General features: G+C 64.3%; 15 protein-coding genes. 12 read left to right on the top strand and 3 right to left on the bottom strand.

The window, feature by feature from the left end:
* Nucleotides 1-202: 202 nt before the first annotated feature.
* Nucleotides 203-1,444 (bottom strand): ABC transporter substrate-binding protein, encoded by a 1,242-nt coding sequence (locus AAFG13_RS15160; RefSeq protein ID WP_342712492.1) that lies wholly within the window; start codon nt 1,442-1,444, stop codon nt 203-205.
* A gap of 237 nt (nt 1,445-1,681) precedes the next feature.
* On the opposite strand from AAFG13_RS15160, the gene AAFG13_RS15155 reads away from it, so the two are divergent.
* Complete coding sequence (locus AAFG13_RS15155) at nt 1,682-2,521, top strand: AraC family transcriptional regulator (RefSeq protein ID WP_342712491.1); 840 nt, start codon at nt 1,682-1,684, stop codon at nt 2,519-2,521.
* Between the two features lie 51 nt (nt 2,522-2,572).
* Complete coding sequence (locus AAFG13_RS15150) at nt 2,573-3,427, top strand: transglutaminase-like domain-containing protein (protein WP_342712490.1); 855 nt, start codon at nt 2,573-2,575, stop codon at nt 3,425-3,427.
* 535 nt (nt 3,428-3,962) lie between these two features.
* Here AAFG13_RS15150 and AAFG13_RS15145 read toward each other — a convergent pair.
* A complete protein-coding gene (locus AAFG13_RS15145) occupies nt 3,963-4,973 on the bottom strand; it encodes a polyprenyl synthetase family protein (RefSeq protein WP_342712489.1) in 1,011 nt (336 codons plus the stop codon).
* A 135-nt stretch (nt 4,974-5,108) separates the two neighbouring features.
* Here AAFG13_RS15145 and AAFG13_RS15140 point away from each other — a divergent pair, with 135 nt between their 5' ends.
* The 8 genes from AAFG13_RS15140 (at nt 5,109) to AAFG13_RS15105 (ending at nt 12,771) form a co-directional block, all read left to right on the top strand.
* Complete coding sequence (locus tag AAFG13_RS15140) at nt 5,109-5,336, top strand: DUF2007 domain-containing protein (RefSeq protein ID WP_173638095.1); 228 nt, start codon at nt 5,109-5,111, stop codon at nt 5,334-5,336.
* Nucleotides 5,329-6,156, top strand: coding sequence for a methyltransferase (locus AAFG13_RS15135; protein WP_342712488.1), 828 nt, complete (start codon nt 5,329-5,331; stop codon nt 6,154-6,156). Before AAFG13_RS15140 ends, AAFG13_RS15135 begins: the two co-directional genes overlap by 8 nt.
* A 245-nt stretch (nt 6,157-6,401) precedes the next feature.
* The gene (locus AAFG13_RS15130) at nt 6,402-7,325 is read left to right on the top strand and encodes a S49 family peptidase (RefSeq protein WP_212310639.1); all 924 of its coding nucleotides are present in this window, start codon (nt 6,402-6,404) and stop codon (nt 7,323-7,325) included.
* Nucleotides 7,326-7,441: 116 nt separating this feature from the next.
* Nucleotides 7,442-7,633, top strand: coding sequence for a hypothetical protein (locus AAFG13_RS15125; protein ID WP_050403245.1), 192 nt, complete (start codon nt 7,442-7,444; stop codon nt 7,631-7,633).
* Nucleotides 7,634-7,879: 246 nt separating this feature from the next.
* Nucleotides 7,880-8,815, top strand: coding sequence for a glycine--tRNA ligase subunit alpha (locus AAFG13_RS15120; RefSeq protein WP_342712487.1), 936 nt, complete (start codon nt 7,880-7,882; stop codon nt 8,813-8,815).
* Nucleotides 8,815-10,953 (top strand): glycine--tRNA ligase subunit beta, encoded by a 2,139-nt coding sequence (gene glyS, locus AAFG13_RS15115; RefSeq protein WP_342712486.1) that lies wholly within the window; start codon nt 8,815-8,817, stop codon nt 10,951-10,953. The genes AAFG13_RS15120 and glyS overlap by 1 nt, the downstream gene beginning before the upstream one ends.
* Before the next feature lie 3 nt (nt 10,954-10,956).
* The gene (locus AAFG13_RS15110) at nt 10,957-11,550 is read left to right on the top strand and encodes a class I SAM-dependent methyltransferase (RefSeq protein WP_342712485.1); all 594 of its coding nucleotides are present in this window, start codon (nt 10,957-10,959) and stop codon (nt 11,548-11,550) included.
* A gap of 120 nt (nt 11,551-11,670) precedes the next feature.
* Nucleotides 11,671-12,771, top strand: coding sequence for a hypothetical protein (locus AAFG13_RS15105; protein WP_212310635.1), 1,101 nt, complete (start codon nt 11,671-11,673; stop codon nt 12,769-12,771).
* A 150-nt stretch (nt 12,772-12,921) separates the two neighbouring features.
* On the opposite strand, the gene AAFG13_RS15100 is transcribed toward AAFG13_RS15105, so the two are convergent.
* The gene (locus tag AAFG13_RS15100) at nt 12,922-13,281 is read right to left on the bottom strand and encodes a DUF1236 domain-containing protein (RefSeq protein WP_173638089.1); all 360 of its coding nucleotides are present in this window, start codon (nt 13,279-13,281) and stop codon (nt 12,922-12,924) included.
* A gap of 236 nt (nt 13,282-13,517) precedes the next feature.
* Between AAFG13_RS15100 and AAFG13_RS15095 the strand changes: the two genes are divergently transcribed.
* Nucleotides 13,518-13,673: a DUF3096 domain-containing protein gene (locus AAFG13_RS15095; RefSeq protein ID WP_084518327.1), complete on the top strand. Its 156-nt coding sequence runs from the start codon at nt 13,518-13,520 to the stop codon at nt 13,671-13,673.
* A gap of 91 nt (nt 13,674-13,764) precedes the next feature.
* Nucleotides 13,765-16,680: a pyruvate, phosphate dikinase gene (ppdK, locus tag AAFG13_RS15090; protein WP_342712484.1), complete on the top strand. Its 2,916-nt coding sequence runs from the start codon at nt 13,765-13,767 to the stop codon at nt 16,678-16,680.
* The last annotated feature ends 175 nt before the right edge of the window (nt 16,681-16,855 follow it).

Genomic DNA, 16,855 nt, shown 5'->3' with positions numbered 1-16,855 from the left:
GAGCTCGTGAGGGCCGGACGCGGCAGCCTGAACGGTGTTGCTTCGGCTCGCCTCGGTTCCAGCCATCGCAGCTCTTGCTTGTGGCAAGTCTTGTTTGTGGCAAGTGTTGCTCGTGACAAGTCTTGCTCGTGAATCGTGTCGAAGACGTGGATGCCCGGCGTGGCGCCGGGCATCACGAACTCCGAAACTGTGGAGAAGGCTGCTACGAACTCTTCTCGCCGCTCATGACGGGGCCGAACCGCTCCCAGCTCTCGCCCTTGAAGCGCATCATCTGCAACTGCTCGATCGGTGCATAGTCGTCCGGTCCGGTCTTGATCTTGGTGCCGGGCAGATAGATGCCGATCTCGAAGTTGAGGCTCGCCGCCTGCTTCATCAGGTTCTCGCGGGTGAGGTTGTCGCCGCATTGCCGCAGCACCTGCTCGAGCCCCTTGGCGACGCCGTAGCCGAACACGGTCGAGGCGTCGTTCTGGTCGCCCTCGGGATACCACTTGGTCATGAAAGCGCGCCACTCGTTCATGGCCGGATCGTTCTTCCACTCGTGATCCGCGGGATCCTTCAGATACTGGGTCGACAGGATGTCCTGGCTCGCCTCATAGCCGGCCGGCTTCATCACGCCGCCGATCGAGACGGAGACGTTGGTCAGGAACTGGACCGGATGCCAATCGAGCTCGGCGGCCTTCTTGATCGCCTGCGCCGCGAATTTCGGCGTCGCGATGTTGACGAAGATGTCGGGGTTGGCGCCCTTGATCTGCACGATCTGCGAATCCACCGTCGGCGACGTGGTCTCGTAGGAGGATTCGACGACGATCAGTTTCTTGGCCGCATCGCCGAGCCCGTCATGCAGGCCGATCAGATAATCCTTGCCGAAATCGTCGTTCTGGTAGAGCACGCCGATGGTCTTGCCGGGATATTTCTGCAGGATGTATTTGGCATAGATGCGCGCCTCGACCTGGTAGCTCGGCTGCCAGCCCATGGTCCACGGAAAATTCTTCGGATCGTTCCACTTGGCGGCGCCGGTGGAGACGAACAGCTGCGGCACCTTCTTGGCGTTCATGTATTTCTGGATCGCGGTGTTGCCCGGCGTGCCCAGCGGATTGAAGATCAGGAGCACCTCGTCGCTCTCGACCAGCTTGCGGGCCTGCTCGACCATCTTCGGCGGGCTGTAACCGTCGTCGTAGGAGACGAAGTTGACTTTGCGGCCATTGATGCCGCCCTCGCTGTTGACCTTGTTGAAATAGGCCGCTTCCGTTTTGCCGATCGTGGCGTAGGCGGATGCCGGGCCCGAATAGGGCATGATGTTGCCGACCTTGATCTCGGCGTCGGTCGCACCCGGATCGTATTTCTTCTGGGCGTTGGCTGAGCTGGCGACGGCGATCGTCAAAAGCCCCGCAAGCGCCGCAGACTTGACGCAGTTGACATAGCTCAGGCGGTGGTGGTGCATCATTGTCCTCCCTGACATGCTGGCCGCGGCTCGTGCAGTCTTGATTTTCGGGCAGCTTGGTGAGCCGTCGGATCGATGCAACTGCGAGTATGCACGATTGCAGCGGTGTTGCCAGCGACGGCTTTGCGGTTAAATTTCGCAGAGCGGAACCACGGTTTCGCCGCCGCGCAGCAAGGACTGTCAAATGCCGCGCGCGGCAGCCGCGCATGATGCCCGAGCTTTGCAGGAAGGCCGTCGTCCATGAATCCAGCCCAGAAGGCGCTCTGGTACATCGAAAGCCACCTGCGCACGTCGCTGACGCTCGATGATATCGCTGTTGTCGCCGGGGTCTCGCGCTTCCATCTGGTGCGGGCGTTCGCGGAGGCGACCGGGTTTTCGGTGATGCGCTATGTGCGGGCGCGGCGGTTGAGCGAGGCCGCGCGCGAGCTCGCGGCCGGTGCACCCGACATTCTCACGCTCGCGCTGGATGCGGATTACGGCTCCCACGAGGCATTCACCCGCGCGTTTCGCGACCATTTCGGCGTTACGCCGGAGACGGTGCGCGCGACGACGTGCCTGACCAAGCTCAAGCTTCAGGAGCCGATCACCATGATCTCGACCGCTCTCGATCACATCGATCCGCCGCGTATCGCGACCGGCAAGGCCTTTCTCGTTGCCGGCGTCGGCGAGCGCTACAACCACGCCAATGACAGCACGGCCGGCATTCCGAACCAGTGGCATGGCTTCCACCAGCAATGCGCGCACATTCCCCGCCAGGTCGGTGACGTTGCCTATGGTGTCTGCTGCAACGGCGACGATGCCGGCAATTTCGACTACATCGCAGGCGTCGAGGTCGCCGATTTCTCCGACTTGCCGCGCGAGTTCGCGCGCGTCCGGATCCCGGCGCAGAAATACGTGGTGTTCACCCACGCCGACCACATCTCGACCATTCGCCGCACCGTCAACACGATCTGGAATCGCTGGCTGCCGCAATCCGGCATGAAGGTCGCGGATGCGCCGAACTTCGAGCGCTACGACGAGAAGTTCGACAAGAACAGCGGCAACGGCGGGCTCGAGATCTGGGTGCCGGTGGAGGAGTAGCGGCCGGTGTGGTGGTTGCGCGGGAGGCGAGACGTGCGGGAGACCTTTCAGATGAACGTCGACAGATACGAAACACCGGTTGCCATGAGCGATCCGGGGCGTCACGCCGCTCTGTTCGAGGGCTTGCCGCGGGGCGCCGGCGCGCTTGCGGCGACCGTGCAGGGTCTGCTGATCCATCAGCACATCGCCCCGGCCTATGGAGTTGCGCTCGGCGGCGACCGGCAAGCGCAAGCGCAGGTCCGCGCCGTCGAGACGATGCTGGATGAAATCGTAACGCGCGACGCGCGGCCGCTTGCGGTGGCGCGTGCGGTCAACGAGCGGCAGGTCGGCGTTTGCAGGCACTTCACGCTGCTTCATGTGGCGATGTTGCGCACGCAGGGCATTCCGGCGCGTGCCCGTTGCGGGTTCGGCGCCTATTTCGAAGCAGGAAAATACCTCGACCATTGGGTGACCGAGTACTGGAACGAAGAACGGAAATGCTGGGTATTGTTCGATTCCCAGATCGACGATCGCCAGCGTGAGCTGTTCGGGATCAGGTTCGATGCGGCGGATGTGCCGCGAGACCAGTTCCTGGTCGCCGGCGATGCCTGGTCGCTCTGCCGCGGTGGCAGCCGTGGTCCCTGCGCCTTCGGCATCCTCGACATGCACGGACTTTGGTTCATTGCGGGCAATCTTGTCCGTGACATCTGCGCGCTGAACAATCGCGAGATGTTGCCGTGGGACGTTTGGGGCGCCATGCGCATGCAGGACAGCGAACTCGATCTCGCCTTCTTCGACCGGCTGGCAATCGTCAGTCGTGAGCCCGATGCTCACGTCGATGAGCTCAAGGCGCTTGATCGCGATGAGCGGGTGCGTATTCCCGGAGCGGTGTTCAACGCCGTGCTCGACTGCGTGCAGGAGTTGTAGCTGAAGGTCGCGGAGGCGCTGGGCTTCGAGCCGGGCAAATCATGTCGCGAGAATGCGAAGCTGCGTCCTCATCCTCAGCTGTCATCGCCCGGCTCGACCGGGCGATCCAGTACGCCGCGGCCCCTCGGCTCAAGCATTGGCGTCTCTGGAATATTGGATCACCCGCATGCGCGGGTGATGACACCGAGCATGCTGTTTGACAGGTTGAATCGAGAACCATCCTCAGCGTCGTCCTGGCGAAAGCCAGGACCCATTACACCAAATGGCAATTGTTGCGCGACGCTGGGGCTACGATCTTCTTCACAATCAAATTCGGTGGCTATGGGTCCTGGCCTTCGCCAGGACGACGACGTTTGCGGCGGGCAGCGCGCCACACACGCGATGTCGTCCCGGGCAAGCGAAGCGCGACCCGGGACCCATAACCACGAATGCCAATTAGTTTGCAAAGCTGGGGCCACGGCGCGCTTCAACAACGCAGCCCAGTGGTTATGGGTCCCTGCTTTCGCAGGGACGACGGTTGTGGGTGAGGCGCTACTCAATGCGATCTTGCGAGGCAGAACGCCACGACCTGTTCCAGCGCCGTCTTCATCGGCGAGGGCGGGAACAGCGCTAGCGCGTCGACCGCCATCGCGCCGTAGTGCTGGGCGCGGCTGATGGTATCTTCCAGCGCGCGGTGCTTGGTCATCAGCCCGATCGCGTGATCGAGATCGGCCGCTCCGATCTCGCCGCGCTCCAGTGCGCGGATCCAGAACTGGCGCTCGGTGTCGTTGCCGCGGCGGAAGGCGAGCACCACCGGGAGCGTGATCTTGCCCTCGCGGAAATCGTCGCCGACATTCTTGCCGAGTTTTGCGGATTTGCCGCCATAGTCGAGCACGTCGTCGACGAGCTGGAACGCGATGCCGAGATTCATGCCGACCGAGCGGCAGGCGGTCTGCTCAGCCTTCGGGCGGTTGGCGATCACGGGACCGACCTCGCAGGCCGCGGCGAACAGCTCCGCGGTCTTGCCGCGGATCACGGCGAGATACTCGTCCTCGGTGGTCGCGGTGTTCTTGGCGGCGGCGAGCTGCATCACCTCGCCCTCGGCGATGGTGGCGGCGGCCGCGGAGAGAATGTCGAGCGCGCGCAGCGAGCCGACCTCGACCATCATCCGGAACGCCTGGCCGAGCAGGAAGTCGCCGACCAGCACGCTGGCCTCGTTGCCCCACAGCATCCGCGCGGACAATTTGCCGCGGCGCAGCTCGCTCTCGTCGACCACGTCGTCGTGCAGCAGGGTGGCGGTGTGCATGAACTCGACCGCGGCGGCGAGCTTGATATGGCCGTCGCCTGTGTAGTCGGCGAGCTGGGCCATCGCCAGGGTCAGCATCGGGCGCAACCGCTTGCCGCCGGAGGAGATCAAATGATTGGCGACCTCGGGGATCATGGTGACCTCGGAGCCGGTCCGCGAGAGGATGGTCGCGTTGACGCGCTCCATGTCAGCGGCGACAAGTCCCACCAGCTCGTCGATCGAAGCATTGGACGGGCTTTCGAAGGGTACAATAACCGCCACGCTGGTCTCCAATTTTGCCGAATTCGCACTATCCTCAGCTATAACAATAGAAACTGCGCGGTGCAGCGGCAAGGCCACGAAGTTGTTGACATGTGACGCTTTGGCCGCACAGCCGGGCGGAGAGGAGAGTGGATTTTGCGGGAATTGGTACGGACCAATGACGTGGTGCTGGTCTCCGCCGTCGGCGCGCTGCTCGACAGCGCTAACATCCATCATCTGGTGCTGGACCAGAACATGAGCATCATCGAGGGCTCGCTCGGCGTGCTGCCGCGGCGGATCCTGGTGCACGAGGACGACAACCACGAGGCCCGCCAGCTCCTGACCGATGCCGGCCTGGGCCACGAATTGCGGGCCGATGAGTAGAGCGTTTTCAAGCGAAGTGGGCCCCGGTTCGCGTGAAGAAAACGCGTCAAAAAACGAGTCTCCGGCCGCCGAGATCACCGAAGACGGATTCCTCGGCGGGCAATTGCGGCTGCGGCAGTTCCGCAGCGGCCATCGCGCCGGCCACGACGCGATCCTGCTGGCCGCGGCAACGCCGGCGCGATCAGGCGATCGCGTCGTCGATCTCGGCTCCGGCGTCGGCGCCGCTGGGCTCGCGGTGGCGCGGCGGGTGAGGGGGATCGACCTGGTTCTGCTCGAAATCGACCCTGCATTGGCCGAGCTTGCCCGGAATAACGCCAGCGCCAACGCGATCACGGCCGAGGTGATCGTGCTCGATGTCGAGGCCGGCGCCTCCGCCTTCGATGATTTGGGACTCACGTCCGACAGCGCCGACGTCGTGCTGATGAACCCGCCGTTCAACGATCCCTCAAGGCACCGCGCCTCGCCGGACGGTGTGCGGCAGCGCGCCCATGTCGCGACCGCGACCACGCTCGCCAGCTGGGTTCACGTGGCGCGGCGGATCCTCAGGTCGAACGGGCAGCTTGCGCTGATCTGGCGGGCCGACGGGATTGCCGAGGTGCTGGCTGCGCTCGACCGCGGCTTTGGCAGCCTCGAGATCCTGCCGGTTCATGGCGAGGTGACCTCGCCGGCGATCCGAATCCTGGTGCGGGCCACCAAGGGCGGCCGGGCGCCGACGCGGCTGCATGCCGCGCTGTTGCTCAATGAAGAGTCAGGTGTGCCCAATAAATGGGTGCAGGAGATCTTGGCTGGGAAAGGGGAATTGCCGCTGGCGCGGCGCTAACGGGCAGGGATGCTGCCCGCGTCGTACTGGCACTAAATCACTGCGGGGCCGTTTCCGACTGGCGTTCAGGCCTGGATGTGAAGTGGATCGCGGTCAGAAGTGTACCGATCAGCAAAATCAGCAGGTAGATCTTCATGGCTCCCTCTCCGCCCGCGCGTTGCAACCCCAATGACAAAATGCAAAACGCGTTCCACGAAATCCAATGACACTGGCGTGATAAAAAGTGGTTAATTCGAGGTAACGGCATGAGTGAACAAATTAGTGATCGCCAAGGGCATTCTGGAGGACGTTCGGGATGGCTCGATCGCGCGCAGGGAATGCTCCCGGCGCGATTCAGGCGCGGCATGGCTGTCGTGCCGGTGGTGCGGCTGTCGGGCGTGATCGGCGCGGTGACGCCGCTGCGGCCCGGCATGACGCTCGCCGGCGTCGCCAAGATGCTGGAGCGCGCCTTTGGCACTCGGAATGCCAAGGCGGTGGCGCTGGTGATCAATTCGCCGGGCGGCTCGCCGGTGCAGTCGCGGCAGATCTATCTGCGCATCCGGCAACTGGCCGCCGAGAAGAAGCTGCCGGTGCTGGTGTTCGTCGAGGACGTCGCGGCCTCCGGCGGCTACATGATCGCCTGCGCCGGCGACGAGATCTATTGCGATCCGTCCTCGATCCTGGGTTCGATCGGCGTGGTCGGCGGCAGCTTCGGCCTCGAGGGATTGATCAAGAAGATCGGGGTCGAGCGGCGGCTCTATACGGCCGGCAGCCACAAGGCGATGCTCGATCCGTTCCTTCCTGAAAACCCCGACGACGTCGCCCGGCTGAAGTCGATCCAGCGCGAGATCCATGCGATCTTCATCGCGCTGGTGAAGCAGAGCCGCGGCAGCCGCCTGAAGGGGCCTGACGACGAGTTGTTCACCGGCGAATACTGGGCCGGCGAGACCGCGATCGGGCTCGGGCTTGCCGATGGCATCGGCGACCTGCGCGCGACGCTGCGGGCCCGCTATGGCGAGAAGGTGCTGACGCCGGTGATCGCGCCCGCAAGCGGCATGCTGTCCGGCCTGCTCGGCCGGCGGGCGCCCGGAGCGGGCTCGATGGCGGCGCTGGATGGGCTGGCAAGCTTGCCGGACGACCTGATCTCGGCGGTCGAAACCAGGGCGATTTGGGCCAGATTCGGGCTCTGAACACGGGGATTTGAGCGCGCCATTTTGCCCCAAAAGCGCGATTGCGGCGCAGGCCGCCTTGCGCGAGAATACCTTCCATTGGGGGCCTGACTGACGTGAACGACAAGGATCGACCGATGCCGCCGCTGATTGCATTCGCAGGCGTCCTGGGTGGCCTGGCCGTGGTCCGCTGGGCATACAAGACGGCCGTTCGGATCAACCAGGAACTGGAAGAGGCGCGATTGTCCCGCGTGGCCGAGACCACGCGTGCGAGCGAAATCAAGACCCTGCGCCGCGACCCCGTGACCGGGGCCTATCGTCCGGGCTAGGGCTTGGATCTCCCTCGCCCCGCGCTTGCGGGGAGAGGGCTGGGGTGAGGGGCTGTTTCCCCGAACTCGAACGACGAGAGTGTGCGGAGAGTCCCCCTCACCCGAAATCCGCGCGTTGCGCGGATTTCGACCTCTCCCCGCAAGCGCGGCGAGGTGGCAGAAACATCCCCCATCGCCTTGATTCCATTGGCCGCCGCCGATACGGTCCCGCGCGCTTCAAACCCCCTCGCGAGACCTGTACTGACGATGGACGCCCTGCCTGACCACATGCGCCCGGAACGTTCGTTCCAGGGCTTCATCCTGGCTCTCCAGCGATTCTGGGCCGAGCAGGGTTGCGTCATCCTGCAGCCCTACGACATGGAAATGGGCGCCGGCACCTTCCATCCCGCGACCACGCTGCGCGCGCTGGGGCCAAAGCCCTGGAACGCAGCCTATGTGCAGCCCTCGCGGCGGCCGAAGGACGGCCGCTACGGCGAAAATCCCAACCGGATGCAGCACTACTACCAGTTCCAGGTGATCATGAAGCCGTCGCCGCCGAACCTTCAGGACCTGTACCTGAAGTCGCTGGCCGCGATCGGCATCGACGCCGCCGTCCATGACATCCGCTTTGTCGAGGACGACTGGGAGAGCCCGACGCTCGGCGCCTGGGGCTTGGGCTGGGAATGCTGGTGCGACGGCATGGAAGTCAGCCAGTTCACCTACTTCCAGCAGGTCGCCGGCGTCGAATGCGCGCCGGTCGCGGGCGAGCTCACCTACGGGCTCGAGCGGCTCGCGATGTATGTGCAGGGCGTCGACCGGGTCTACGACCTCAACTTCAACGGCCGCGAGGGCGCCGAGAAGGTCACCTATGGCGACGTCTTCCTGCAGGCCGAGCAGGAATATTCGCGGCACAATTTCGAATATGCCGACACCGCGATGCTGTTCGAGCAGTTCAGGATGGCCGAGGACGCCTGCCGCAAATACCTCGCCGCCGGCTGGCGCGAGAACAGCAACATCAAGGAACATCTGATGGCCTTGCCGGCCTACGACCAGTGCATCAAGGCGAGCCACGTGTTCAATTTGCTCGACGCCCGCGGCGTCATCTCGGTGACGGAGCGGCAGAGCTATATCGGGCGGGTGCGCGATCTGGCCAAGGCCTGCGGCGAGGCATGGATCCACACTGAAACGGGCAGGGCGGTCTGATGCCCGATCTCCTCCTCGAACTGTTCTCCGAAGAAATCCCCGCGCGCATGCAGGCCAAGGCGGCGGACGATCTGCGCCGCATGGTGACCGACAAGCTCGTCGCCGAAGGCCTCGTCTATGAAGGCGCCAAGGCGTTCGCGACCCCGCGCCGCCTGGCGCTGACCGTGCACGGCATTCCCGCGCGCCAGCCCGATTTGAAGACCGAACGTCGCGGCCCGAAGATGGGCGCCCCGGATGCGGCGGTGCAGGGCTTTCTGAAAGCGACTGGTCTCAAGTCGCTGGATGAAGCGAAGATCCAAAAAGATGCGAAGGGCGATTTTTACATCGCGCTGATCGAAAAGCCCGGTCGGGCTGCGATCGACGTGATCGCGGAAATGATCCCGGTGATCATCCGCACCTTCCCCTGGCCGAAATCGATGCGCTGGGGCGCGCGCTCGGCCAAGTCAGGCTCGCTGACCTGGGTGCGCCCGCTGCACGCCATCACCGCGACCTTCGGTCTGGAGACCGAGGAGCCCGATATCGTCAAGTTCTCGGTCGACGGCATCGAGGCCGGGCAGACCACCTATGGCCACCGCTTCATGGCGCCGGGTGCGATCAGCGTGCGCCGCTTCGAGGACTACGAGGCCAAGCTGAAGGCCGCCAAGGTGATCCTCGATCCGCAGGCACGCAAGGACATCATCCTCGAGGACGCCAAGGAACTGGCTTTCGCGCAGGGCCTCGAACTGGTCGAGGACCAGGTGCTGCTCGACGAGGTCTCCGGCCTCGTCGAATGGCCGGTCGTGATGATGGGATCGTTCGAGAAGGAATTCTTGTCGATCCCGGATGAAGTGATCCGCGCCACCATCCGCAACAACCAGAAGTGCTTTGTGGTCAAGGACCCCAAGACGGGGAAGCTGACCAACAAATTCGTGCTGACCGCCAACATCGAGGCGCCCGACGGCGGCAAGACCATCGTCGCCGGCAATGAGCGCGTGATCCGCCCGCGGCTGAGTGACGCAAAGTTCTTCTACGAGACCGATCTCAAGACCAGGCTGGAAGACCGGCTGCCGAAGTTCGAGCAGATCGTGTTCCATGAGAAGCTCGGCACCCAGGCTGAACGGATCAAGCGGATCGAACGGCTCGCCGCCGAGATCGCGCCGCTGGTCGGCGCCGATGTCGAGAAGACGAAACGCGCCGCGCGACTGGCGAAGGCGGATTTGTTGACGGAGGTCGTCGGCGAATTCCCCGAACTGCAGGGCCTGATGGGCAAGTACTACGCGCTGGCGCAGGGCGAGGATGCGGCAGTTGCGGCTGCAAGCGAAGAGCACTGGAAGCCCCAGGGACCGACCGATCGCGTGCCGGCTGATCCAGTGAGTATCGCGGTCGCACTGGCGGACAAGCTTGACACGCTGGTGGGTTTTTGGGTCATCGACGAGAAGCCGACTGGGTCGAAGGATCCTTATGCGCTGCGCCGTGCTGCATTGGGCGCGATCAGGATTCTGCTGGAGCACAATATCCGTGCTCCGTTGACGTCGGATCTGGAAGCGTCGCTTGCGCTACACTTCATGCGGGGCGACGGGCGCCCAGTCGCGGACATTCTGAAAGAGGTAGAAGGAAGGGTCGTTGCCATCGTCAATGACTTGCTCGCCTTCTTCGCCGATCGTCTGAAGGTCCAGCTCCGTGACCAGGGCGCGCGTCACGATCTCGTCGACGCCGTGTTCTCGCTCGGCGGCCAGGACGATCTCTTGCTCGTCGTGCGCCGCGTCGAGGCGCTCGGCAAATTCCTCGACAGCGACGACGGCAAGAACCTGCTCGCGGGAACCAAGCGCGCCAGCAACATCCTCGCCATCGAGGAGAAGAAGGACAAGCGTACGTTTGATGGTGCGCCCGATGCTGCGCTCTACAAGCTCGACGAAGAGAAGACGCTGGCTGCGGCGATCGATCAGGTGAAGGCCGAGGCCTCCGCCGCCGTCGCCAAGGAGGACTTCGCCGGTGCGATGAGCGCGATGGCGAAGCTGCGTCCGGCGGTCGATGCGTTCTTCGACAAGGTCAAGGTCAACGACGATGACCCCAAGGTGCGCGAAAACCGCCTGAAGCTGCTCAACGAGATCCGCGCCGCGACGCGCGCGGTGGCGGATTTCTCCAAAATCGAGGGCTGATCGATGGACCGCGCAACGCTCGCCGCTTACGACAAGGATGCGGCGGCGTTTGCGCAGGACTGGCACGACCAGCCGGCGCCGGTTGATCTGCAAGAGATCGTCGGGCAATTCTTCATCAAGGGCGGTGTAACAGCCGATATCGGCTGCGGCAGCGGCCGCGAGGTGGCGTGGCTCAATGCCAATGGCTTCCCGGCCGAGGGCTTTGATGCTTCCGAGGGCCTGCTCACGGAAGCCCGTGCCCGCTATTCGGCGCTGCGCTTTGTGCGCGCCGAATTGCCCGAGCTATCCGGCATCGCCGCCGACAGCTTCGACAATGTGCTGTGCGAGACCGTGATCATGCATCTCGATCACGCGCTGATCGTGCCGTCGGTGCGCCGCATGTTCGAACTCGTGAAGCCCGGCGGCATCTTCTATCTGAGCTGGCGCGTCACCGCCGGCGACGATGCGCGCGATGCGCATGGCCGGCTCTATGCAGCGTTCGATACCGCGCTGGTGCGGGCTGAACTTGCGGCAGCCGAATTGCTGCTTGATGCGGAAGTCGTCAGCGCCTCGTCCGGCAAGGTCATTCACCGTATTGTGGCGCGGAAGCGCGCCTAATCGGGTCCTCAGAAATATTTCGAAACAATTTGCAATTTATTAACCACGCCCTGCGAGGGTCCTGGCGAGTCAACGATTTCTTAAGAGATCGCCCCTCGCGCCAATGCAGGGACCTCCCTGATGACCTCGATCGGCACCACGCCCAATCCCTACGCCCAATATGGCTCGGCCTATGCGCGGGCCGCCGCGACGCCCTCGCTGGCGGCGACATTGTCGGGCGACGGCACCGCCGGCGACCTGTCGGCGCCCGCGACATCTGGCGCTGCAACCAACCTCACGCTGTCGGACGCCGCCCGCGCGCAGCTCGCCAAGGCGCCGCCGCCGGATTTTGCGACCGTCACCAATGATGCGCGCGTCACGCTCGACCGGCTCTACACGGTGGCGGGGGTGAAGAAGCCGATCGTCGACGGCAAGACCACGATCGATCTCTCGACACTTGATCGCCGCTCGCTGTTTGCGATCTCGACCAACAATGGCGGCAAGTTCACGCCGGACGAGCAGGCGGTCGCCGCCACCGAACTGAAGCAGCGCTTCGACAAGGCCTTGGCGCCGTCGCTTGCGACCACCCGCCTGACCGGCGACTACAGCGTCAGCTACAAGTCGGCGCTCGACTATCTCGACGGTGCCAGCGATGAGGAAAAGGCAACCGCCACCTGGGCCAACCAGCGCGCCGCGGTGCTGAAGGGCTATCAGGCGACGCAACAGGATCCGAACAAGGCGCCGGCGGGAATTTCGGGCGACCCGATCGCGGCGGCGCTGGCGGGGACCACGTCGCCCACGACGGGCAAGCCACGTGACTTCGGCAGCGTGGCGAGCGATGCGCGCGCCTTCCTAGATCGGCAGAAGAGCGAGGCGGCGAAGAGCGGCAAGGAACTGGTGTACGATTCCCGCCGCAAGACCGGGCAGCTCGCCGACCTGTCCTCGCTCGACAATCGCTCGCTGTCGGCGATCTCGCTGAACCAGGACAAGAAGTTTTCGGGCGAGGAGATCTTCGCGGCCAAGCAGGAACTCAACACGCGGACCCGCCTTGCCGTGCTCGACGCGCTGAAGCAGAGCCAGTCCGCCGGCGATCCCCGTCAGTTCAGCCTCGGCATCCTCAAGCAATATTCCTCGATGAGCGCGGAGGAACGCCAGGCGGCCAACTGGACGCAGGATTTCCAGGACGCCGCGATCAAGAGCTACAAGTCGACCTCGACGCTGCTCTCGATCCTGAAATCGTAGATCGGGACGACATCAGAATTGATCACGTGACAACAGAAGAGCCCCGCCCGGAGGGGAGGCCGGGCGGGGCTTTCTGGTCCGGTCGAACTGCGCGCACATCCGCTTGCGCGGCGCCCGGACTGTTCGTTCAGGCGATCGTGCTGAGTTGAGCTATTCGACGACCTGAACGATCCGCCGCGAACGCGGCTCGACCAGAACGGTCTCGCCATTCACGACGGTGTAGCGATAGGGCGTCGCGCCGAACCGTTGCGGCACGTCGTAATAGGTTACGCCGGCATCCGGCAGCACGGTGCCGACCACGACGCGATCCGGAACGGCGTAGTTCGGCACGCGCTCGCGCACGATGTATTCGCGGAATGCCGGGCGCTGCTCGACCGCAATGCCTTCGTCATCCTCGACTGCAACCGGCGGGCCACCGCGGACAACGCCGACGGTCTGGGCCTGTGCGGCAACAGCCGGCACCGTGATCGCAGCAGCAACCGCTGCAACGGCAAGTATTCTGTTTCGCATGGCTCGCTCCATTCTTTTGACGCGCGCGCCGACCTTCGCCGATGCGCACGGCGAGCCAATGCATCTGGTGTGGTGATGTTCCGGAAAAACCGCTGCCACATACGCGGCATTTTGGAGCAATTTTCGTGAGTTGCGGGAACTCTCAGGCCGTGACGGACGTCTTGATGTGGAAACCCCCGCAGCGGATAAACTGCCGCTCGATTCGCTCCTCCAAAAACCGCCGGAGAAACACTTCAATGGTCATCACCGCTGGGCATTTGCCGCACATTGTCGCTCTGATTGCAGGCATCCTGATCCTGATCATGCCGCGGCTGCTCAACTACATCGTCGCGATCTACCTGATCTTCGTCGGGCTGGTCGGGATGGGCCTGCTGCGCTGGCTGCACCTGTAGCGGGAAAGCGGGGTTTCGCGGCTTGCGCGGAACCCCCCAAAATGGTGTAAGGCGCGCATCTTCGACCCCTCTTTTCGGATTGTTGTCTGACATGGCCAAAGCCGTCGCGAAGTCCAAGAAAACTGCCGAGAAAACCGCAGCGAAATCAAAGTCTTCGGCACCGGCCCGGAAGGCCGCGCCGGCGCGCAAGGCGCTGAAGAAGAGCGCCCCGAAGCCGGCGCCGAAGCCCGCCGCCAAATCGACTGCGAAGCCGGCTGCAAAGCCCGCCAGCAAGGCGCCCGCGAAGGCTGTCACCGCTGCGAAAAAGGCGGCTCCGCCAGCGATCAAGGCCGGCAAGTGGGTCTATACGTTCGGCGACGGCAAGGCCGAGGGCCAGGCGACCTTGCGCAATCTGCTCGGCGGCAAGGGCGCCAACCTCGCGGAAATGGCCAATCTCGGCCTTCCGGTGCCTCCCGGCTTCACCCTCCCGACCTCGGTCTGCACCTATTTCTACGATCACGACAAGACCTATCCGAAGGAGTTGAAAGCACAGGTCGAGAAGGCGCTCGACTATGTCGGCAAGCTGACCGGCAAGACCTTCGGTGACGCCAAGAACCCGCTGCTGGTCTCGGTCCGCTCGGGCGCACGCGCCTCGATGCCGGGCATGATGGACACCGTGCTCAATCTCGGCCTCAACGACCGCACGGTCGAAGCGCTTGCCGAGCTCTCTGGCGACCGCCGCTTCGCCTATGACAGCTATCGCCGCTTCATCACGATGTATTCGGACGTGGTGCTCGGCTTCGAGCATCATCATTTCGAGGACATCCTCGACACCTTCAAGGACGGCCAGGGCTACACGCTCGACACCGACCTCACCGGCGACGACTGGGTCGAGCTGGTCGGCAAGTACAAGGAGGCGGTCGCCAAGGAGACCGGCCACGACTTCCCGCAGGATCCGCACGACCAGCTGTGGGGCGCGATTGGTGCCGTGTTCTCATCCTGGATGAACGCGCGCGCGGTGACCTACCGCAAGCTGCACGACATCCCGGAATCCTGGGGTACCGCGGTCAACGTGCAGGCGATGGTGTTCGGCAATATGGGCGAGACGTCGGCGACCGGCGTCGCCTTCACCCGCAACCCCTCGACCGGCGAGAGCAAGCTGTACGGCGAGTTCCTGATCAACGCGCAGGGCGAGGACGTCGTCGCCGGCATCCGCACCCCGCAGGACATCACCGAAGAGGCGCGCCAGGAATCCGGCTCCGACAAGCTGTCGATGGAAGCCGCGATGCCGCACGCGTTCAAGGAGCTGACGCGGATCTACACGCTGCTCGAGAAGCACTACCGCGACATGCAGGACATGGAGTTCACGGTCGAGCAGGGCAAACTGTGGATGCTGCAGACCCGCGGCGGCAAGCGCACCGCGAAGGCGGCGCTGCGCATCGCGGTCGAACTCGCCAATGAAGGCCTGATCTCGCGCAAGGACGCGGTGACGCGGATCGATCCGGCCTCGCTGGACCAGCTGCTGCACCCGACCATCGATCCCGCCGCCAAGCGCGACGTGATCGCGACCGGCCTGCCGGCGTCGCCTGGCGCTGCCTCGGGCGAGATCGTGTTCTCGTCGGACGAAGCGGCCAAGCTGCAGGCCGACGGCCGTAAGGTGATTTTGGTCCGCATCGAGACCAGTCCGGAAGACATCCACGGCATGCACGCCGCGGAAGGCATCCTGACCACCCGCGGCGGCATGACGTCGCATGCTGCGGTGGTCGCGCGCGGCATGGGCAAGCCCTGCGTCTCCGGCTGCGGCACCATTCGTGTCGACTACGGCCGCGGCACCATGAGCATCGGCTCGCGCACCTTCAAAACCGGCGACGTCATCACCATCGACGGCTCGGTCGGGCAGGTGCTGGCCGGCCGCATGCCGATGATCGAGCCGGAACTGTCCGGCGAGTTCGGCACGCTGATGGGCTGGGCCGACGAGGTCCGCAAGCTCGGCGTCCGCGTCAACGGCGACACGCCCGACGATGCGCGCACCGCGGTGAAGTTCGGCGCCGAAGGCATCGGCCTCTGCCGCACCGAGCACATGTTCTTCGAGGAGACCCGCATCCGCACCGTGCGCGAGATGATCCTCTCCGAGGACGAGCAGTCGCGCCGCGCCGCGCTGTCGAAGCTGCTGCCGATGCAGCGCGCCGACTTCGTCGAGCTGTTCGAGATCATGAAGGGCCTGCCCGTCACGATCCGCTTGCTCGATCCGCCGCTGCACGAGTTCCTGCCGCACACCCAGGCCGAGATCGAGGAAGTGGCGCGCGCCATGAACACCGATCCGCGCAAGCTCGCCGACCGCGCCCGCGAACTGTCCGAGTTCAACCCGATGCTCGGCTTCCGCGGCTGCCGTCTCGCGATCGCCTATCCCGAGATCGCCGAGATGCAGGCCCGCGCGATCTTCGAGGCGGCGGTCGAAGCCGGCAAGCGCACCGGCAAGCCTGTTGGACTCGAGGTGATGGTGCCGTTGATCGCGACCAAGGCCGAGTTCGATCTGGTCAAGGCGCGGATCGACGCGATGGCCAACGCGGTGATGAAGGAAACCGGCGTCAAGCTGACCTACCAGGTCGGCACCATGATCGAGCTGCCGCGCGCCTGCCTGATGGCGGGCCAGGTGGCGGAGACCGCGGAGTTCTTCTCCTTCGGCACCAACGACCTGACGCAGACCACCTACGGCATCAGCCGCGACGACGCCGCGAGCTTCCTTGGCACCTATGTCGCCAAGGGCATTCTCGAGATCGATCCGTTCATCTCGGTCGATCGCGACGGCGTCGGCGAGCTGGTCAGGATCGGCGTGACGCGGGGCCGCAAGACACGGCCGAACCTCAAGGTCGGCATCTGCGGCGAGCATGGCGGCGATCCCGCCTCGGTCGCGTTCTGCCACGAGGTCGGACTCGATTACGTCTCGTGCTCGCCCTATCGCGTGCCGATCGCGCGTCTCGCCGCAGCGCAGGCCGCGCTCGGCAAGGAGATCGCCAGCCAGGCGTGAGCGATCAAACAGTCCAGAGAGTGCAATGGCCGGGACCAAGTCCCGGCCAATTTTGTTTGTTGAGGCACTTGGTAAGCACCGTCATTGCAAGGAGCGATAGCGACGAAGCAATCCATCGACCCGCATGTGCGGTGAGATGGATTGCTTCGCTTCGCTCGCAATGACGGTGCGTTGC

It is taken from the genome of Bradyrhizobium sp. B124, from assembly GCF_038967635.1.
GTDB lineage: Bacteria > Pseudomonadota > Alphaproteobacteria > Rhizobiales > Xanthobacteraceae > Bradyrhizobium.
The sequence above is the reverse complement of the archived record's forward strand: the minus strand, read 5'-3'. Positions and strand labels throughout refer to the sequence as shown.